This window comes from Arthrobacter sp. Br18 (genome assembly GCF_000520555.1).
Classification (GTDB): Bacteria; Actinomycetota; Actinomycetes; order Actinomycetales; family Micrococcaceae; genus Arthrobacter_D.
Genome location: NZ_KI914868.1, coordinates 37472 through 55504, shown reverse-complemented (window position 1 = coordinate 55504; position 18033 = coordinate 37472). Strand labels below are relative to the sequence as shown.

The following is an 18033-nucleotide window of genomic DNA, read 5'->3' as shown; positions in this document are numbered from 1 at the left end:
CCCCGCCGTTGCTGTGTCGGGCGTCAGGAGGCGAGGGCGGCCGCTCGTCAGGAAGCCAGGGCGGCCGCTCGTCAGGAAGCCAGGGCGGCCGCTCGCTCCGCGATCTCCCTGCGGATCGCTCCCACTACGGCCTGGACAGCTGCCGAACGAAGCGATTCCGGGCGGGCGACCGCCCAGATGGGCAGCTGACGCTGAAACTCGACCGGCAGGACAGGGACGAATCCCGGGGCGTCAGCCACCAGAAAGCTCGGCAGCAACCCGATGCCGGCCCCGGCCGCAACTGCCTCGACCTGCGCGAAGATGCTCGTCGACTGGAAGGTACTGACGGGCATGGGCAGCTGGGACGAGCGGTGCCCAAGTTCACTGACCTGCAGGGCGGACTCCACGTAGGACACGAAGCTGTGATGGCGGATGTCCTCCAGCCCCGCGGGCGCCCCCCTCTCCTCCAGATACCCTGGGCTGGCATACAGCCGGAGAAAGTAGTTCGTGAGGAAGACGGGATCAGCGTTGGCGATTTCCGTGCGTCCCACCACCACCTCCAGGTCGACGCCCGAGCGGTTCTGGCTCACCTTGCGGGTGGCGCTCAACATCTCGATATTGAGCCGAGGGTGGTCGCGCTGCAGCCGGACCAGCGCCGGCGTCACGAACCTGCTCCCGAAACCGTCGGGCGTGCTCACCCGCACGAGGCCGGACAGCGCGTCGTCGTCGTGCGCGATCCGAGAACTCAGCGCACCGAGGCTCACCTCGATCGCCTCGGCTGCCTCGACGGCTTCGGTGCCGAGGACGGTCAGTTCCCACCCCTGCGGAGTCCGTTCGAGGGTCCGGCCGCCGAGCTGCCTGTCGAGGGCGAGGATCCGCCGCGAAATGGTGGTGTGGGTGGTGCCGAGTGATTCGGCGACGGCGTTGAAGCGGCCGAGCCGGGCCACGGTCAGCAGGATCAGGAGATCGTCGGGGCTGGGCAGACGTTTGAAGTCGACCACGGGTCCTCCTGTTCGTGAGTCGTATCGGGAGCCTGAGGCACTGTGTGCAAAAACAAACACCGCGTCTGTGACATTTCCCCTTGATCGCACTCTATCAGCGGCGCATGCTTGAGCAAGCGTTCACACCACAAGCAAAGGAGCTTTCACCATGGCAAAAATCGGCTGGATCGGCCTCGGAAACATGGGCGGTTCGATGTCCGGGAACCTCGTCAAGGCAGGGCACGAGGTGCGGGGCTTCGACCTCAATACCGACGCCGTCGCCGCTGCGGAAGCCCTGGGAGTGAAGCCGGCGTCGAGTATTGCCGATGCGGTGGAGGGCGCCGACGTCGTCTTCACCATGCTTCCCAAGGGCGAGCATGCGCGGGCTGTGTACCTGGGCGACGACGGCGTGCTGGCGCACGCGGATACGCGCACCCTCCTCGTTGATTCCTCGACGATCGACATCGAGTCGGCCGGCGCGCTGCACGCAGCGGCGTCCGAGGCCGGATTCCGCTTCGTCGACGCCCCGGTGTCAGGTGGCATGAGCGGCGCGAAGGCGGCGACCCTCACCTTCATGGTCGGAGGCGAGGAGCAAGCCGTGAAGGATGCCAGCGCCTTCATCGAGCCCATGTCCAAGAACATCATTCCCACCGGAGGGGCCACCACCGGCCAGGCCGCGAAGATCTGCAACAACCTGATGCTGTTCATCAACCTCGCCTCCACGGCGGAGGGCGCTGTGCTGGCCGACCGCCTGGGCCTCGACAAGCAGGTGTTCTGGGACATCGCCTCGGTGTCCTCGGGCGACAGCTGGGCACTGCGCACCTGGTACCCGGTGCCGGGCGTCGTGGACACCGCCGCATCCAACAACGATTTCGCGCCCACCTTTACCACCGAACTGGCCAACAAGGACATCGGACTCGCCATCGCAGCGGCCAAGGACACCGGCACGCCCCTGGAAATCGGCGAGCACGTCCAGCAGCTCTTCCAGCGCCTCGTCGACTCCGGCCAGGGCGGCAAGGACTGCTCCATGATCATCAAGCTCGTCGACGGCTCGATCTCCAACTGACTTTCCCGCTTTCATGAAAGGCACTTCCATGCAGCAGATTCCGCACTACATCAACGGCCAGCGCGTCGCCGACGCCGACCGCTACGGGCCCGTGTTCAATCCGGCCACCGGCGAGCAGGAGAAGGAGGTGGCGCTGGCGTCGCCAGCGCGCGTCAACGAAGCCGTAGCTGCCGCCGAAGCAGCGCTGGCGGGATGGCGTTCAGCAAGCCTCGCCAAACGCGCCAACGTCTTCTACCGCGTCCGGGAACTGCTCAATGAGCGGAAGTCCGAGCTCGCGGCAATCCTGACGAGTGAGCACGGCAAGGTTCTCTCCGACGCCGAGGGCGAGATTTCCCGCGGTCTCGAGAACATCGAGTTCGCCACCGGACTGTCCCACATGCTCAAGGGAGAGCGGTCCGAGCAGGTATCCACCGGCGTCGACGTGCACTCGATCCGCCAGCCGGTGGGAGTGGTGGCGTGCATCACGCCGTTCAACTTCCCCGCCATGGTGCCGCTGTGGATGATCGGCAGCGCCATTGCCTGCGGCAACACCGTGCTGCTCAAGCCGAGCGAGAAGGACCCCTCCTGCGCGGTCTTCATCGCGGAGATCTTCTCCGAGGCCGGACTGCCCGACGGCGTCTTCAACGTGGTGCAGGGGGACAGGGAGGCCGTGGAGACGCTCCTCGACCACCCCGGCGTCAAGGCCGTGAGCTTCGTCGGCTCGACGCCCATCGCAAAGTCCATCTACCAGCGTGCGGCCGGCCACGGCAAGCGCGTCCAGGCCTTGGGAGGCGCGAAGAACCACATGGTGGTCCTGCCCGACGCCGACCTCAACATGGCCGCCGACGCAGCCATCTCTGCGGCCTACGGCTCCGCCGGTGAGCGGTGCATGGCCATCAGCGTCATGGTGGCCGTGGGCGACATCGCCGACGATCTCGTGGAAAAAGTCCGCTCCCGCATGGTGTCGCTGAAGATCGGTGCCGGAACCGACCCATCGTCGGAGATGGGACCGCTCATCACTGGCGAGCACCGCGACCGGGTGGCGTCCTACGTGACCGGAGCCGGCGCCGAGGGCGCCACCGTGGTGGTGGACGGTACATCGCAGCAGTTCGATTCGAACGGCTTCTTCATCGGCGTATCCCTCGTGGACCACGTCAAGCCGGGCATGAAGGTATACGACGACGAGATCTTCGGCCCCGTGCTCTCCGTGGTCCGGGTGGAAACCTACGCGGACGCCGTCAAGCTCGTCAACGAGAACGAGTTCGGCAACGGCGTCGCCATCTTCACGCGCGACGGTGGAGCGGCGCGGCAGTTCGAGTTCGAGGCCGAGGCCGGGATGGTGGGCGTCAACGTGCCGATCCCCGTGCCCGTCGGCACCTACTCCTTCGGCGGCTGGAAGAACTCGCTCTTCGGCGATACTCACATGTACGGGCCGGACAGCATCCGGTTCTACACGCGCGGCAAGGTGGTCACTACGCGGTGGCCGGATCCGTCGACGTCGAAGATCGACCTCGGGTTCCCGCAGGTCGACTGAGGTCCTCGTCGCGTGATGGCGGGCCGTCTCCTTCGTGGGGGCGGCCCGTTTTCCCGTCAGGGCGCTTCTTTCGATCGGGCGGTCAGTTCGGTGCGGACGGCTCCGGGCTGCCCCTTTCCGGTTGCCGGGGCCTTCGGTCGCTCGCGATACTGGTTACTCGACCGGTTCCCCAACGGCCCGAGAGGCGGCCACACTGATGAGTGATCGCGAGCAGCATGAAGAACGCCTGCGGAGGGCAGCCCAGTTCCGGGCGGAGCGGAAACCGGGGCAGGTCGGCGATGGGTTCGATGCCGAGCCGGACGACGCCGCACCCCGCACGTTCCGCTCGACCGACGACGAATCGGTGCGGGCGCGACTTATCGTCGATGACGCCGTGCGGCGCGGAGAGTTCGAGAACCTGCCACTCGCGGGCAAACCGATCCCGGGCCTCGGCGACAGCTATGACCCCGACTGGTGGGTCAAGGGACTCATCCAGCGCGAGAACATCACCGGACTGGGGCCCACCGCGATCCTGCTGCGGAAGGAGGATGCCGAGCTGGATGCCCGGCTGGACGCGCTGTACTCCGAGCGGCAGGTGCGCGAGGCCCTGGAGGACTTCAACTACCGGGTCGTCGACGCGCGGCGGCAGCTGCTGGGCGGGCCGCCGGTCATCACGAAGCTCCGTGACATCGAAGGAGAAGTGCTCCGGTGGCAGGAGCGGCGCGTGGAGCGTGCACCGGAGGCGCTGCCCGCCGTCGTCGTGAACTCCCGTCCCTGGTGGAAAGGGGTCTTCCGCCGGTCCGCACCCCCCGCTGATTAAGCACCTGTGGCGGCTAAATGCCGTAGGAAGCGACCATGAGTGCTTAATCAGCGGGGGTGAGGGCGCGTCGGGCGGCTAGACCATCCCGGAGCGGCACTTCGCGCGCGACAGCGCGTCGCGCAGCCCGCCTAGGTCGAGCCCGGCTCCGTAGGCAGGAGTGTCCCGCTGGAAACGCTATCCCTCCGACAGCGAGCCGGCGTCAACGGCATCGAAGCCGAACTCGTCCAGCAGCGCGGTGACGGTCTGCGTGGCGGCGTCGTCGTTCCCCGCGATCTGCAGGGCCCGGCGGCCGGGTGTGCCCGCCGGAGCGCCCTCCGTCGTGAGATGCGCGGCGCCGATGGTGTTGAACGCCTTCACTACGTGCGCAGCCGGGAAATGATCCGGCTAGCCGCGCCAGTTGTGAGCCGATGTGGCCGCTGCCGATCAGACCGATGGTTCCGATGTTCGACGTCATGCGGTGAGAACTCCCACGGCGAGGAGTCATTCCACGATCCAGGCGAATGCGCGGAAAAGCCTTGCCGAGGGTCGGCATGGGTTCTATGGTTAGTTACATAAGTAGGTAACCAAGGAACCAGAGGTAATGCCGTGCTCGACGAATCCCGCCCTATCTTCCTGCAGATCGCCGGACGGATCGAGAACGACATCGTCTCCGGCACGCTGCAGGAGGAGGGACAGGTTCCCTCCACCAACGAGTTCGCCGCGTTCTTCCGCATCAACCCGGCTACCGCCGCCAAGGGAATCAACCGACTCGTCGACGAGGGCCTCCTGTACAAGAGGCGCGGGATCGGCATGTTCGTCGCGACGGGAGCGAAGGCCAGACTGCTGGACCGGCGCCGCGAGGAGTTCGTGCAGCAGTATGTGCAGCCGCTCGTTCACGAGGCCCACAAGCTGGGCATCACGTCCGACCAGCTCATCGAAATAATCACTGGAAGCACGCCGCAAGCAGCATCAATCGAAAGGAGAGTGGCACAGTGACAAACCCTCCGGGCGTTATCTCACTGCGCAACGTCACCAAACGCTACCGGGACACAACGGCCCTCGACGGCGTCACCCTGGACATCGAGGGTGGCAAGATCTACGGACTGCTCGGACGGAATGGTGCGGGAAAGACAACCCTGATGTCCCTGCTGAGCGCCCAGAACTTCGAGACGTCGGGGGACGTCCGGGTGTTCGGCGAGCATCCGTATGAGAATGACGGCGTCCTGGCGCGTGTCTGCTTCGTCCGCGAATCCCAGAAGTACCCTGACGACTTCAAGGCTGGACATGCCTTGAAGGCCGCAAGCCTCTTCTTCCCGGGGTGGGACGCCGCCTTTGCGGCTGAACTGGTGGACGAACTCCAGCTACCCCTCAAGCGGTCGATCAAGAAGCTGTCCCGCGGCCAGCTCTCCGCCGTCGGCGTGATCATCGGGCTGGCTTCGCGGGCTGAGATTACGGTCTTCGACGAGCCGTACCTCGGCCTCGACGCGGTTGCCCGCCAAATCTTCTACGACCGGCTGGTCAGCGACTACGCGGAGCACCCGCGCACCATCATCCTCTCCTCCCACCTGATCGACGAGGTGGCGAACCTCCTGGAGCACGTCATCCTGCTCGACGCCGGCCACGTGATCATCGATGACGACGCCGAAGCGATCCGGGATTCGGCGGCCACGGTCCTCGGAGCGGCCGACGCCGTTGCGTCCTTCGTCGAGGGGAGGACAGTGCTGCACCGGGAGACGCTCGGCACCCTCGCCTCCGTGACCATCGACGGACGGCTGACCGAGGCGGAGAGGGCCGGCGCGGCCTACCAGGGCCTGGAGCTTCTGCCCGTGTCGCTGCAACAGCTCGTCATCCGCAAGACCAAAAAACAGGAGCATACGGAGCGGGCATCCGCTTCACCGATTCGGACAGGAGCACGGCAATGAGCCGCGTGGTGAAGGTCATGCAGATGCAACTCATCAACAGGTGGACATTCCTCGGCGTTCCGGCCGTCATCCTGGTCGTCACGTTCCTGCTCAGCTACGCCATCTGGGTGATCGTGCCCGGGGACGGAAGAGTGTACTCGGGCGCTACCCAGGCCGTGCTGTGGTACTTCCTGGTCCTGGGAATCCAGTCGATGACCATGACCTTCCCGTTCTCCCAGTCGATGGGTGTCAGCCGCCGGACCTTCTATCTGGGAACCCTGGGACTCTTCGCCGTCGTGGCCCTGGCCGTCAGCACCATCTACTACCTCCTCGGGCTGATTGAACGCGCCACGGACGGCTGGGGGCAGAATGCCCAGATGTTCGCTCTGGACTGGCTGGTCGGCAGTGCAGGGGTGGTCCAGGTCCTCTTCTACTTCGTGGCGATGGTCGCCCTGTTCATGATCGGCTTCTGGTTTGCCACCGTGTGGAAGCGCTGGCAGACGCGGGGAATGCTCGTCGCCTGGATCGGACTCGGGGTGGTTGCGCTGGGCCTGGTGGCACTGACCACCTGGCAGGGCCGGTGGCCGCAGGTAGGCACCTGGTTCGCGGTGCAGACCCCTCTCAGCGTTACCGCCTGGACGGCACTGTTCTGTGCAGTCCTGGCAGCGGGGTCCTACCTCACCCTCCGCCGGGCCACGCCCTAACGCTAGCCGCTCCTGGAACCGCGCGGCCGCCCCCGGAACCGCGGCCCCCCCCCGGAACCGCGGGGCCCCCGCTGATTAAGCACTTATGGCTGCCTCGCGCGTGGGTTGGCCGCCACAAGTGCTTAATCAGCGAGGGGTGGACGGAGACCGCGTGGGCCACCCCTCGCTGGCATGCGCGGCCCCACGCGCCGTCCACACGTAGTGCTTCTCGGGCCGCCCGGCGCTTCCGTACTGCGGGACGATCCGCGCCTGGCCCCGGGTGACCAGGTATTCGAGGTACCGCCGCGCGCTGACCCTCGCCAGGCCCACCCGTGCTGCGACTTCCGATGCGGAGGTCCCGGCGGGGTGGGCCTGGAGGTCGGTACTGACCGCCTGGAGCGTGGGCGCGGACAGTCCCTTCGGGGTCGGCGCGGCAGCGCCGGCAGGTGTGGAGGAGCCGAAGAAGTCGGCAGGGCGCGGCGAACCGTCCACGCCCGCCGGCCGATTCGAAGCCACCACCGCGGAACCCGGCGTCGGCCGCAGGATCTCGTCGATCCGGCTCTGGTCCAGCGCCCCGGCACCGGTGGAACCATGCCCCTCAAGGGCCCGCCGGTAGGCGACATACTGGTCCAGCCGCTGGTTGAGCACCGACGAACTGAACGGTTTCACAAGGTAGTGGAGCACGCCGCCCGCCACCGCGGCGCGCACGGTATCGAGCTCGCGGGCGGCGGTGATCGCGACGACGTCGGTCGGATCGCCCGCCAGGTTCCGGATGGCCCGCAACACCTCGATGCCGGTGATGTCCGGCAAATGGATATCGAGCAGCACCAGCTGCGGCCGCAGCGTGGCGACGAGTTCAAGTGCCCGCGCACCGGTGTGGGCCACGCCGACGACGTCGAAGCCGCCGTGCGCCAGCAGGAACCCTGTATGGACGCCCGCCACCTCGTGGTCGTCGTCCACGACGACGGCACGGATCTGCGCTGGGTCAGAACTCATGGGACCTGCAGCGCCGTCCGGGCAGGGGAGGGGAGCGGGCTCAGCCACACAGTGAGCTCGGCGCCGCCCAGGGAGGATTCCTCGACCATTACGGAGCCGCCGCGCCGTCGTGCGATGCGGTCGACGAGGGCGAGGCCGAAGCCGCGGGTGCCTGAGTGGCCGTCATCCTTCGTCGAGAAGCCCGAGGAGAAGATGTCCTGGACGGCGGCCTCGGCGATCCCCGGCCCGTCGTCGGACACGGCAATCCGCACCGTGTCGGGGTCGGCCTGCACATGGACCTCGATGTGCCCGTTGGCGCCGATCGCTTCCACCGCGTTGTCGAGCAGGATCCCCAGGATGGTGACGACGTCGGTGGTTCCGTCCGGTTCGAGCACCGATGATCCGGTGATCGTGAGGTCGATGCCCTTCTCGGAGCAGATGGTGCTCTTGGTCATGAGGAGGCTCGCGGCGTCAGGGTCGGTGATGCCCGGGGCGATGTCACCGGAGACCAGGGAGCCCCCGTGTCCCGAGCGAGAGATGAAGTCGACGGCCTGGGCGGTGCGGCCGAGTTCGAGGAGGCCCGAGATGGTGTGCATGCGGTTCGCGAATTCGTGGGCCTGGGCGCGCAGGGCCTGCGTGACGTCGCGCTCGCCGTCGAGGTCCGTCAGGAGTTGGTGAAGTTCGGTGCGGTCGCGCAGGATCATGACGTGGCCCACGCGCTTTTCCTCCACGCGGGCGTCGGTGGTGCGCACGAGCAGTACCCGTTCGCCCACCAAAACCGTTTCGTCGGCGTCGCCCGACGACCCCACGAGCCGCGCCAGGGCGGGTTCCAGCACCGCTGAGATGTGACGGCCTGTGGCGGAGTCGTCGAGCTCGAGGAGCCGTTTCGCCTCATCGTTGAGCAGGGCTATTCTCCCGTTCTCGTCGACGGCCACCATACCCTCGCTGATGCCGTGGATCATTGCGTCGCGAGTCTCGAGGAGTGAGGCGATCTGCTCGGGCTCGAGCCGGTAGATACGGCGCCAGATGAGGCGTGAGATGTAGATGGAACCCGCCGAACCGACCAGGGCCGCAACAATGAGCCACACCAGGAGCCGGGGGAGGTCCTCGTACAGGTCGGCGTCGAGCTCCGACTCAAGGGTTCCCACCGACGCCGTGCCGATGATGGCGCCGTCGCCGCCGTAGATGGGGACCTTCACCCGCCAGGACTCGCCGAGCGTGCCCGTCTGCGTCCCTACGTACGTCGCGCCCGAGAGCGGCACGGACGGATCGGTGGAGACCATGCTGCCGATCAGGTCGGGGTTTGGATGCGAGTACCGCACGCCGCGGTCGTCGGTGACCACCACATAGGTGACCCCGGTGGACTGGGCTATGAGATCGGCGATCGGCTGGATCGTCTCGCTGGGGTGCGGCTGGCCGAACGCTTCGACGATGGAGGGAAGTTGGGCGACCGACTGTGCCACGCCCACCATGCGGTCCTCGTACTGGTCGCGGATCTGCTGGCGCTGCATGGCGACGGCGGTGGACCCGGCTACCAGGACGATGATCAGCACGATGAAGAGCTGCAGGAGGAACAGCTGCGATCGAAGCGACATTGACCTGATCATCCACTTATTGTGGCATGCACGATTTCCCTTCAGGGAGCGGAGGGAGTGGAAGCCCGTGACCACAAAGACCAATACGAGCGTTACGACCACATACTTCCCCACGTCCGGCACTCTTCCTACGCTGGACCAAGCGTGGTGACCGGCATCACATCTCAAGGAAGAGACCCAGACATGAAAATCGACCGCACAACGGCACGCCGTTCAACCTTCACCTCCCTCGCCCTCGTGTCAGCACTGGCCCTCTCCGCGTGTGGCTCGATGACCGAAAGTACCCAGGCCGGCGGCGAGGAAGGCGGCATCGAAGAGCTGAACATCGTCGTGCCCGCTGATCCCGGCGGCGGATGGGACCAGACCGGCCGTGCGATGCAAAAGGACCTTCAGGACACCGAACTCGTCAGCAACGCGTCAGTGGTCAACGTCGGCGGTGCAGGCGGTACCAACGGCCTGGCGCAGCTGGCCACCGAAACCGACCCGAACACCCTGATGGTCATGGGGTACGTGATGGTGGGCGCCGTCGAGACCAACAACGCAGCCAGCCGCATCGAGGACACCACCCCGATCGCACGCCTCACCGAGGAACCGCTCGTGGTCGTCGTTCCTGCGGACTCGCCCCACCAGACCATCGATGACCTCCTCGCCGACATCGAGGAAAAGGGCCAGGGCGTGTCGATCACCGGCGGTTCCGCCGGTGGAGCCGACCACATCCTCGCGGGCATGGTCCTGAAGGACGCCGGAATCGCGCCGGACAGCCTCAACTACATCCCCTACTCGGGTGGCGGTGAATCCCTCGCGGCGCTGCTCGGCAACAAGGTCAACGCGGGTATCTCCGGCGTCGGCGAGTACGCCGAGCAGGTCAAGGCCGGACAGCTCCGCGCGCTCGCCGTGTCGGGTTCCGAGCCTGCACCGCAGATGCCCGAGGTGGAAACCCTCAGCGACCAGGGCATCGACGTCGTTCTGACGAACTGGCGCGGCGTCGTGGCACCCGGCTCGATCGACGAGGCCAAGGCCGAGGAGCTCACGGCACTGGTCACCGAACTTCACGAGACCGATGCATGGAAGGCGACCCTGGAGACGAACAACTGGGGAGATGCGTTCCTCGCCGGAGATGAGTTCGACACCTTCCTTGACGAAGACATCACCACCGTCAAGCAGACGCTCACCGACATCGGGCTGCTCTAGCCGATGAGCACCTCAACTGAAGCCGTTGCCGGGAGCGCGACTGCCGCTCCCGGCAAGCGGATCGGGGAGCTGATCTTCGCCCTCCTGATCCTCAGCATCGGGATTGTCGGTTTCGTGGCCGGCGCCGGTATCCAGACCCCGCCATCGGCCAGCGACATCGGGCCCCGGGCCTTTCCGTTCGTGGTCTCGGGGGGTCTCGTGCTCCTGGGGGTGTGCCTGGTGGTCCAGGTGCTCCGCGGCGCCACCGGCGCTGCCGAAGAGGGCGAGGACGTGGACCCGAACGTGAAGACGGACTGGCTGACGTTCGCCAAACTCTGCGGCTTCGTGCTGCTTCACGCGTTCCTGATCGTTCCGCTCGGCTGGCCCGTCGCGGCCGCGCTCCTGTTCTTCGGCGCCGCCTGGTCACTGGGTGCCCGCCCCTGGTGGCGCAACCTGGGAATTGCCGTCGTCCTGGCCCTGATCCTGCAGTTCAGTTTCGCGGAGCTGCTCGGAGTCTCCCTGCCGCCAGGCTTCCTCGAAAGGTTCGGTGTCTTCGGTGGATAACTTTCTGGCACTGATGGACGGCTTCGCGGTCGCCACGCAGCCCATCTACCTGCTCTACGCGCTCGGCGGCGTTCTCCTCGGCACGGCCGTGGGGGTCCTCCCGGGCATCGGCCCGGCGATGTCGCTGGCCCTGCTCATGCCCATCACCTACAGCCTCGAGCCGACGGCGGCGATCATCGTCTTCGCCGGCATCTACTACGGCGGCATGTACGGCGGGTCCACCACCTCGATCCTGCTCAACACTCCCGGTGAATCCGCCTCCATCGTCACGGCGCTCGAGGGCAACAAGATGGCGAAGGCCGGACGCGGTGCGTCGGCCCTCGCAACTGCGGCGATCGGATCCTTCGTCGCCGGTACCATCGCCACCGTCCTGCTGAGCTTCCTGGCACCGGTGGTCGCGGTCTTCGCGGTCCAGATCGGTCCCGTGGAGTACGTGGCCCTGATGATCGTCGCGTTCCTGACGGTCGGCGCATTGCTCGGCTCCTCGATGCTGCGCGGACTGGCCTCCCTGGGGCTCGGCCTGTTCATCGCGCTGATGGGCGTGGACGCACTCACCGCACAGCAGCGCTATACCTTCGGCAGCCCGTTCCTCGCGGACGGGATCGACGTCGTCCTGGTGGCCGTTGCGCTCTTCGCCGTCGGTGAGGCGCTCTACGTCGCGTCGCGGCTCCGTCATGGGCCGATCAAGGTGATCCCCGTGACCGGCGGCTGGACCAAGTGGATGCGGAAGGAGGACTGGAAGCGGTCCTGGAAACCGTGGCTGCGCGGCACGTTCATCGGCTTCCCGATCGGCACGATTCCCGCGGGGGGCGCCGACGTCGCTACGTTCGTCTCCTACGCCTCCGAGCGGAAGCTGGCCAGGGGTGAGAACAAGTTGCAGTTCGGCAAGGGTGCCATCGAGGGTGTCGCCGGACCGGAATCCGCGAACAACGCTGCTGCCGCCGGCGTCCTGGTACCCCTGCTGACGCTCGGCATCCCGACGACGGCGACTGCGGCGATGATGCTCGTCGCGTTCCAGCGCTACCAGATCCAGCCCGGCCCGCTGCTGTTCGAGACGAACGGCGCCCTCGTCTGGGCGCTGATCGCCAGCCTCTATGTGGGCAACCTGATGCTGCTGGTGCTGAACCTGCCGCTGGTGGGCATCTGGGTCAAGATCCTGCAGATCCCGCGGGCCTACCTGTACTCGGGCATCCTGGTGTTCGCCGCACTCGGTGCGTTCTCCGTGAACTTCACCCCGATCGACGTCATCATCCTGCTCATCATCGGTGTGTTCGGCTTCTTCATGCGCCGCTACGGCTATCCGATTGCGCCGATGGTGGTGGGCCTGATCCTGGGCCCGATCTTCGAGAACCAGCTGCGCAGGTCGCTGGCGATCTCGCAGGGCGATCCGATCGCACTCATCAGCTCGCCGGTCGCCGCCACCATCTACGTGGCCCTGATCGTCATCTTCGCGCTCTCGTTCTGGCTTCGGCGGCGGCAGCGCCAGTTCGAGTCGACGGACATCGATTCCACTCCATCCGGTCCCGCCAACGATGAGGTCAAAGCATGAGCACGATTGTGGTGGGATACGTTCCCAATTCGCTGGGCGATGCGGCGATCCAGGAGGCAGTGCGGGAAGCACGACGCCGGACCGCCTCACTGCTGGTGGTCAACACCACGCGGGCGGACCGGCTCGTGGACCCGGGGTACGCCGATTCCGATGACGTCTCGAAGCTCGAGTCCGTCCTCCGGGATTCCGGTGTGGAGTACACGATCCAGCACGGGGTCTCCGAGGCGACGGCGGCCGAGGAAGTGCTCGACGCGGCCCAGGCAACCGGGGCGGAGCTCATCATCATCGGGCTGCGGCACCGGACTCCGGTCGGCAAGCTCATCATGGGCTCCACGGCCCAGAACATCCTGCTGGCCGCGAAGTGCAACGTGCTGGCGGTGAAGCTGTAGGTTCCCAGGCTTCCCAGGCGCAGCGAGCACCGGATCCGGTGTGTTTGCCGCCGTCGTGGTCGAGTAACCGGCGTGTCGTAGCCCGACACGCCGGTTTCGCCGTTGATGGCGGTACTTGTGGTGCATGCGCAGGGGCGCGGCATCTCCCGGCGGTCCCGCCCAGCACGTCGGTACACCTAGGCTTGGCCCATGAAACGTATCGGCCTGATCGGCGGCATGAGCTGGGAAAGCTCCGCACTGTACTACTCGCTCATCAACGGGCTCGTGAAGGAACGGCTGGGCGGCACGCACTCCGCGCGGTGCATTCTCACGTCGGTCGATTTCGCCGACATCGAAGTCCTGCAGTTCTCCGGCGACTGGGAGGAGGCCGGCCGCCTGCTTGCCCTCGAGGCGCAGGGACTGGAAGCGGCGGGCGCCGATTTTCTCGTGCTGTGCACCAACACGATGCACCGCGTGGTCCGGGAGATCCGGGAGGCGGTCGGCATCCCGCTCCTGCACATCGGCGATGTCGTGTCCCGCGAGGTGCTGAATGCGGGTCTGGGAACCGTCGCGCTCCTCGGGACGGCCTTCACCATGGAGCAGCCGTTCTACCGGAACTTCATCTCGGCGTACGGGATCGACGTACTGGTCCCGCCGGAAGCCGAGCGGGCAGCCGTGCACCGCGTCATCTACGAGGAACTCGTGCTGGGTGTGGTCAGCGATGAGTCCCGTCAGGATCTCACCGGGATCATCGCTGACCTCGTGGGTCGGGGAGCGCAGGGTGTGATCCTTGGCTGCACCGAACTCGAACTGCTGATCGGTCAGGGGGACAGCCCCGTGCCGGTCTTTCCGACCACCCGGCTTCACGCCGTTGCGGCTGTGGACGAGGCATTGCGCTGACCCGCCTGGCCAGGAACCCGTTCCGAACGGAAACGGGCGCTGACAGTCCCGCGGAATCAGGCCTTGAGCGCGGAAAGCTCGAGGGCAATGTTGTCCGGATCGCGGAACTCGAGAATGTACCCGGCGCCGATATCCTTGATTTCGCCATGCTCGATGCCGAGTCCGTCGAGGACCGCGACGGCGTTGTCGAGTTCCCCACGCCCGGAGACCGCGAAACTCACGTGGTCCAGGCCGACACGGTTTTCGTTGAAGGAATCGTCGGCGACGGGCCGCAGGCCGAACAGGGAGCTGCCCAGCTGGTAGATGACGCCGTCGTACAGGAAGTCGAGCTGCTTCCGGGTTTCCTCATCGGCACCGTCCGGGATCTCGAAGGCAACCGGCCAGCCGAAGACTGCGTCATAGAATGCCTTCGACGCGGCAATATCGGTGACGGTGAGGCGGACATGGGCGTACGAGCTGGTGGAAATGGTCATGGGCGCATTTTGCCACACCTGACAGTCGGCCGTCAGTTCCGGTAGGGATACCGATGGCTCGCTGCGTAGGCAGCGAACGCCTCCTCGGGTGCGTCTCCAGCGGAGTTGAACTCCTTCCGCAGGAAGGACGCGAGGTCCTGCAGGCTGCCCTGAAGGATACGACCCGCGCGGACGACGTCGTTCCGGTCCGAGGCCAGGGCCGCACGGCCCAGATCGACGGCGTAGGACAGCGACGCCGCAAGTGAGGTGCGGGCGGTCGATTCCCGGAAGTAGTAGGACTCGGCGGTCTGGGTCAGGTCCACACGGATCTGCACGATGTCCTGGGCGGCAGCCTCCAGCGTGCGTGTCGAGGTAGCGGTCTCGAGATCCGCCAGCTGGTCCGCAAAGCCCGATTCATCGAGGACGGACAGGCGGATGGCGAGTGCGCGGCGGCGGGCCAGCGCTGGATGGATCTGCATGAACCACGAGACAACCGCGGTCAGCAGTCCGAAGCCGGTCAGGGCCTCGAACGGCAGCGCGAGCCGAAGGAGGGGATCGATCGCGACCACGTCCCCGAGTCCCAGTGTGGTCAATACGACGGCCGAGGCGTAGATGGCCTCGGCGAAATCCCCATAGCGCCCCTCGTTGATACCGGCGGAGTAGCTGAATCCCTCCGGGACACGCGGATAGTAGATGAGCGCCCACCCTACGATCTGCAGGACGGCCCAGAAGAGGATGATGGCTACTGCGGCCAGCGGGCCGGCGATGGAGGTTGCGCGATGACCAAGAAGCCGTACCGATCCCCAGACCGCCCGGGCGCACCAGCGGCTGAGCCGCCCCTTTCCTGCCGGATGCAGCAGCGTCTGGAAAACCTCGAGCAGGCCCGCAGCAATCACGACGCTGCCGAGGACCGTGAACAACCAGGTCATGCGCCCTCCTGTAGGTGAGTGTCAGAGCCGGCGGGCGGAGGAACAACGTTCGAGCGGGGGTTGACACCGCCGGTTCAGGATGCGGGCCGGCCAGTCGACGAGTCGGAGCCCCGGGGCCGGACCAGGAGCGCCAGCAGCGCTGCCACGAGGGACGCGATGAAAAGGACGGCTTTGAGGACGGTGAGGGTCGAGGCCAGCGCCACGGTGCCGGAATCGATCACCGCCGACGAGAACACCGCCTCGAGGGTGAGATTTTCGGCGATGTCGACGGCCGCATAGAGCACCGGAACAACCATCAGCAGCCGTGCGATCCTCCGTCCGCGGGTGATCCGCGTGATGAGGAGGACCAGCGTGGCGGCGAAGACCAGGGGAAAGAGCATGTCCCAGAGGTAGTGGGATGCGCCGTAGCGCTCGTACAGCTCATCCGTCATCCCGGCCTGGATGGCCTGGACGTAGCCGGCGTCATACCCGGCGAGCCGGGTGTCCGGCATCCTCAGGCCGTTCAGGGCCCGTTCCAGCGACGCGAGCTGGAGCCCGTTGATCATGGCGAGCACGGCGCTCAGCAGAACCCCGAGGACGATCACGATCGCGGTTCGTCCCCGGGGGGCTCTGGCGGAAGGGACTACGGCAGGAGGTTCGACGGCGGAGTCCGCCGGGGCTGTCGTGGGGAGTCGGGTGTTATCCGGGTTATGGGCCATCAACTCATTATGTGCAGAGCCTGCCGGGCAACTCCCTTACGATTCCGTAACATCGGTGCCGGCTGGCATCATCCCGCCTACGGGCCATGCGGATCCGAGAGCCGCTCGGACCGCCGCGAATTCGATATCGAGGTTTTCCTTGACAGCGGGGGCAAAGCTGCTGTCAGCCGCCACCTCCCGGGTTCTGTGCAGCTGCTCGATCACTGCGGACCGGGCCTCCCCGGAACTCTGTACCCACGCGACCTCACGGAGCATCTGCACGATGCGCTGTGCCACCCGGGGATCGTCCATGCCGTAGGTGAGCATCTGCTCCATCGCGAGATTGAGGAGATGGGGGAAGGAGGGGTACTGCAGTGTCACGCGGTCCACGCCGTCGTCGTCCTGCAGGGTCTTGGGTCCGGTCTTCCGCTCGGCGAGACCGCACAGCACACTGGCGACGTGGCTCAGCGCGTGGACGGCGGTGGTGGGATCGTTGATGCCGGGGGACAGCGCACGGCTTGCGACGTCGAGCAATTGCTGGAGTCCGAAGCCTGCATCCTGGGTGGAGGTGCGTTCGAAGCCAGTGGTCATTCCGGCATTCAGGCCCTTGATGACCGTCTCCCGCCGCTCGGGATCGATACTGCCTCCGTCGATCGACCAGGCCCTGGCAAACGGAGTGCCCCGGACCAGGGAGGCCCCGGGCATGGCGTCGATGACGATGATCGTGCCGGTGTCCTTCGCCGTCGTGACGGCGGCGTCCGGGTCGATCCGCAGCAGGAAACCGGATTGCGTACTCTCGATGAGCGCGTACCCCGGTCCGCGCTCGACCGGGGTACGCGTGGGAACGTCGTCGTCGGGAAATATGCGCTGGAGTGCGCTGTCGGCTTCGCGATGGACGTCGCGCAGCATGGTTTCGACGCGGATCTGGCGCGCCAGGTGGGCCAGGAAGAGTACGAGGCCGACGACGCTGCCGAGAGTCAGGAGGAAGGCGACCGTGACGGAGATTACCGGGACGAAACCCTGGCCCTCGCTGGTTTCCACCCGGATGCTCCGCAGGACGGTCAGGGCGAAGACGAACGTGGAGAGAAAGAGCGCCAGCGTGTTGTGGACGAAGCGGTCGCGCGTGAACGTGCGGAGCAGACGAGGCGAGAACTGGCTGCTCGCGAGCTGCAGCGTGACAACGGTCAGGGAAAAGGTCAGCGACGTGACAGTGATCATCGAACTGGCGATGGTTTCCATGAGGGAGCGCGCTGCCTCCGGGCCCCCGCCGAACAGAAGACCTGAGACGGTGGGCGGAAGGTCCTCGTCGATGGTCCCGTCCAGGAACGGCAGGAACTGCCCGAGGGCGACGGCCAGTACGACGGCCAGCAACGGAACGGGCCACAACTGGGTGCGCAGTGAATCCTTGAGGAGGCCGGCGTCGATGGAGCGCTTCATCGCGGTCTCCCGGGGTGGAGCGGGTGGGCGTGGAAGCGGCAGATGGTCACGTGCATCCTCAAAGGATACTGTCGAGGGATCGAGGGGAAGCGGAACATGACCGAACATCAGGGTGGCGCCACCCGGCACGAGGCCAGTCCCGTCGAGAGGCTGGGAACTGCCGAACTCCTCGCCCGGCAGCTCGATAGACCGATGGGCATACTCGGCGTCATCTTCCTCTTCGTGGTCCTCGGCCAGCTTCTGGCCACTGAACCAGGCATGACCCTCGCCCTCGCGATTGTCGGTTGGATCTTTTGGGCGATCTTCGTCGGCGAGTTCCTGCTGCGTGCCTACATCGCAGGGTTCGGTACAGCGTTCTGGAAAAAGAACTGGTGGCAGGTCATTTTTCTGCTCGTCCCATTCCTCCGGTTCTTCCGGGCGTTGCAGGCGCTTCGCTTTGTGCGCCTGGCCCGGTTCGCCCGCTTCGGCGGCATTGTGTCGGCCGGAGTCCGTGGATCCCGGTCGGCGGGACGGCTGC

19 protein-coding genes and 1 pseudogene are annotated in these 18033 nt (G+C 66.3%); 12 read left to right on the top strand and 8 right to left on the bottom strand.

Going from position 1 to position 18033, the window contains the following annotated elements:
* Positions 1–71 precede the first annotated feature (71 nt).
* The gene (locus Y704_RS0110875; protein WP_026550142.1) at positions 72–980 is read right to left on the bottom strand and encodes a LysR family transcriptional regulator; all 909 of its coding nucleotides are present in this window, start codon (positions 978–980) and stop codon (positions 72–74) included.
* A gap of 148 nt (positions 981–1128) precedes the next feature.
* Here Y704_RS0110875 and mmsB point away from each other — a divergent pair, with 148 nt between their 5' ends.
* From mmsB to Y704_RS0110860, 3 genes are all read left to right on the top strand, one after another.
* A complete protein-coding gene (mmsB, locus tag Y704_RS0110870) occupies positions 1129–2025 on the top strand; it encodes a 3-hydroxyisobutyrate dehydrogenase (protein WP_026550141.1) in 897 nt (298 codons plus the stop codon).
* 28 nt (positions 2026–2053) lie between these two features.
* A complete protein-coding gene (locus tag Y704_RS0110865; protein WP_026550140.1) occupies positions 2054–3538 on the top strand; it encodes a CoA-acylating methylmalonate-semialdehyde dehydrogenase in 1485 nt (494 codons plus the stop codon).
* 196 nt (positions 3539–3734) lie between these two features.
* The gene (locus tag Y704_RS0110860) at positions 3735–4337 is read left to right on the top strand and encodes a DnaJ family domain-containing protein (protein ID WP_035772396.1); all 603 of its coding nucleotides are present in this window, start codon (positions 3735–3737) and stop codon (positions 4335–4337) included.
* 174 nt (positions 4338–4511) lie between these two features.
* On the opposite strand, the gene Y704_RS25665 is transcribed toward Y704_RS0110860, so the two are convergent.
* Complete coding sequence (locus Y704_RS25665) at positions 4512–4694, bottom strand: NAD(P)-binding domain-containing protein (RefSeq protein WP_026550138.1); 183 nt, start codon at positions 4692–4694, stop codon at positions 4512–4514.
* Positions 4695–4922: 228 nt separating this feature from the next.
* Here Y704_RS25665 and Y704_RS0110850 point away from each other — a divergent pair, with 228 nt between their 5' ends.
* The 3 genes from Y704_RS0110850 to Y704_RS0110840 are packed head-to-tail and all read left to right on the top strand — an operon-like array spanning position 4923 to position 6921.
* Positions 4923–5312, top strand: a complete 390-nt coding sequence (locus Y704_RS0110850; protein ID WP_026550137.1) for a GntR family transcriptional regulator — start codon at positions 4923–4925, stop codon at positions 5310–5312.
* Positions 5309–6238: an ABC transporter ATP-binding protein gene (locus tag Y704_RS0110845; protein ID WP_035772393.1), complete on the top strand. Its 930-nt coding sequence runs from the start codon at positions 5309–5311 to the stop codon at positions 6236–6238. Before Y704_RS0110850 ends, Y704_RS0110845 begins: the two co-directional genes overlap by 4 nt.
* Positions 6235–6921: a hypothetical protein gene (locus Y704_RS0110840; protein WP_026550135.1), complete on the top strand. Its 687-nt coding sequence runs from the start codon at positions 6235–6237 to the stop codon at positions 6919–6921. Before Y704_RS0110845 ends, Y704_RS0110840 begins: the two co-directional genes overlap by 4 nt.
* A gap of 126 nt (positions 6922–7047) precedes the next feature.
* Here Y704_RS0110840 and Y704_RS20560 read toward each other — a convergent pair whose 3' ends face one another.
* Together Y704_RS20560 and Y704_RS0110830 are read right to left on the bottom strand one after the other, a co-directional pair.
* Positions 7048–7896 carry a response regulator gene (locus Y704_RS20560; RefSeq protein ID WP_081747579.1) on the bottom strand — a complete coding sequence of 283 codons (849 nt, stop codon included), beginning with the start codon at positions 7894–7896 and terminating at the stop codon, positions 7048–7050.
* A complete protein-coding gene (locus tag Y704_RS0110830; RefSeq protein WP_035772434.1) occupies positions 7893–9482 on the bottom strand; it encodes an ATP-binding protein in 1590 nt (529 codons plus the stop codon). The genes Y704_RS20560 and Y704_RS0110830 overlap by 4 nt, the downstream gene beginning before the upstream one ends.
* A gap of 171 nt (positions 9483–9653) precedes the next feature.
* On the opposite strand from Y704_RS0110830, the gene Y704_RS0110825 reads away from it, so the two are divergent.
* The 5 genes from Y704_RS0110825 to Y704_RS0110805 all read left to right on the top strand — a co-directional run bounded on the left by Y704_RS0110825 (position 9654) and on the right by Y704_RS0110805 (position 14021).
* Positions 9654–10661 (top strand): Bug family tripartite tricarboxylate transporter substrate binding protein, encoded by a 1008-nt coding sequence (locus Y704_RS0110825; protein WP_026550133.1) that lies wholly within the window; start codon positions 9654–9656, stop codon positions 10659–10661.
* Between the two features lie 3 nt (positions 10662–10664).
* Positions 10665–11204 carry a tripartite tricarboxylate transporter TctB family protein gene (locus Y704_RS0110820; protein WP_026550132.1) on the top strand — a complete coding sequence of 180 codons (540 nt, stop codon included), beginning with the start codon at positions 10665–10667 and terminating at the stop codon, positions 11202–11204.
* On the top strand, positions 11197–12753 hold the full coding sequence (locus tag Y704_RS0110815; protein WP_026550131.1) for a tripartite tricarboxylate transporter permease: 1557 nt from the start codon (positions 11197–11199) through the stop codon (positions 12751–12753). Before Y704_RS0110820 ends, Y704_RS0110815 begins: the two co-directional genes overlap by 8 nt.
* Positions 12750–13142, top strand: coding sequence for a universal stress protein (locus Y704_RS0110810; protein WP_026550130.1), 393 nt, complete (start codon positions 12750–12752; stop codon positions 13140–13142). The genes Y704_RS0110815 and Y704_RS0110810 overlap by 4 nt, the downstream gene beginning before the upstream one ends.
* A gap of 189 nt (positions 13143–13331) precedes the next feature.
* Positions 13332–14021, top strand: a complete 690-nt coding sequence (locus tag Y704_RS0110805; RefSeq protein ID WP_026550129.1) for an aspartate/glutamate racemase family protein — start codon at positions 13332–13334, stop codon at positions 14019–14021.
* A 56-nt stretch (positions 14022–14077) separates the two neighbouring features.
* On the opposite strand, the gene Y704_RS0110800 is transcribed toward Y704_RS0110805, so the two are convergent.
* From Y704_RS0110800 to Y704_RS20555, 4 genes are all read right to left on the bottom strand, one after another.
* The gene (locus Y704_RS0110800; RefSeq protein WP_026550128.1) at positions 14078–14494 is read right to left on the bottom strand and encodes a VOC family protein; all 417 of its coding nucleotides are present in this window, start codon (positions 14492–14494) and stop codon (positions 14078–14080) included.
* Positions 14495–14526: 32 nt separating this feature from the next.
* Entirely contained in the window at positions 14527–15402 is an 876-nt protein-coding gene (locus tag Y704_RS0110795) for a potassium channel family protein (RefSeq protein WP_026550127.1), read from the bottom strand.
* A gap of 74 nt (positions 15403–15476) precedes the next feature.
* Positions 15477–16100 (bottom strand): hypothetical protein, encoded by a 624-nt coding sequence (locus tag Y704_RS0110790; RefSeq protein WP_162149401.1) that lies wholly within the window; start codon positions 16098–16100, stop codon positions 15477–15479.
* Between the two features lie 36 nt (positions 16101–16136).
* Complete coding sequence (locus Y704_RS20555; RefSeq protein WP_081747569.1) at positions 16137–17516, bottom strand: DUF2254 domain-containing protein; 1380 nt, start codon at positions 17514–17516, stop codon at positions 16137–16139.
* Between the two features lie 96 nt (positions 17517–17612).
* On the opposite strand from Y704_RS20555, the pseudogene Y704_RS24510 reads away from it, so the two are divergent.
* Positions 17613–18033 (top strand): annotated as a pseudogene (locus Y704_RS24510) (ion transporter); the annotation flags it as partial.

What these genes read in the sequence shown, in the direction of transcription:
- mmsB (WP_026550141.1), top strand. Translation starts at nt 1,129, where the DNA reads ATGGCAAAAATCGGCTGGATCGGCCTCGGAAACATGGGCGGTTCGATG.
- Y704_RS0110865 (WP_026550140.1), top strand. Translation starts at nt 2,054, where the DNA reads ATGCAGCAGATTCCGCACTACATCAACGGCCAGCGCGTCGCCGACGCC.
- Y704_RS0110860 (WP_035772396.1), top strand. Translation starts at nt 3,735, where the DNA reads ATGAGTGATCGCGAGCAGCATGAAGAACGCCTGCGGAGGGCAGCCCAG.
- Y704_RS0110840 (WP_026550135.1), top strand. Translation starts at nt 6,235, where the DNA reads ATGAGCCGCGTGGTGAAGGTCATGCAGATGCAACTCATCAACAGGTGG.
- Y704_RS20560 (WP_081747579.1), bottom strand. Translation starts at nt 7,896, where the DNA reads ATGAGTTCTGACCCAGCGCAGATCCGTGCCGTCGTCGTGGACGACGAC.
- Y704_RS0110830 (WP_035772434.1), bottom strand. Translation starts at nt 9,482, where the DNA reads ATGATCAGGTCAATGTCGCTTCGATCGCAGCTGTTCCTCCTGCAGCTC.
- Y704_RS0110825 (WP_026550133.1), top strand. Translation starts at nt 9,654, where the DNA reads ATGAAAATCGACCGCACAACGGCACGCCGTTCAACCTTCACCTCCCTC.
- Y704_RS0110820 (WP_026550132.1), top strand. Translation starts at nt 10,665, where the DNA reads ATGAGCACCTCAACTGAAGCCGTTGCCGGGAGCGCGACTGCCGCTCCC.
- Y704_RS0110810 (WP_026550130.1), top strand. Translation starts at nt 12,750, where the DNA reads ATGAGCACGATTGTGGTGGGATACGTTCCCAATTCGCTGGGCGATGCG.
- Y704_RS0110805 (WP_026550129.1), top strand. Translation starts at nt 13,332, where the DNA reads ATGAAACGTATCGGCCTGATCGGCGGCATGAGCTGGGAAAGCTCCGCA.
- Y704_RS0110800 (WP_026550128.1), bottom strand. Translation starts at nt 14,494, where the DNA reads ATGACCATTTCCACCAGCTCGTACGCCCATGTCCGCCTCACCGTCACC.
- Y704_RS0110795 (WP_026550127.1), bottom strand. Translation starts at nt 15,402, where the DNA reads ATGACCTGGTTGTTCACGGTCCTCGGCAGCGTCGTGATTGCTGCGGGC.
- Y704_RS0110790 (WP_162149401.1), bottom strand. Translation starts at nt 16,100, where the DNA reads ATGGCCCATAACCCGGATAACACCCGACTCCCCACGACAGCCCCGGCG.
- Y704_RS20555 (WP_081747569.1), bottom strand. Translation starts at nt 17,516, where the DNA reads ATGAAGCGCTCCATCGACGCCGGCCTCCTCAAGGATTCACTGCGCACC.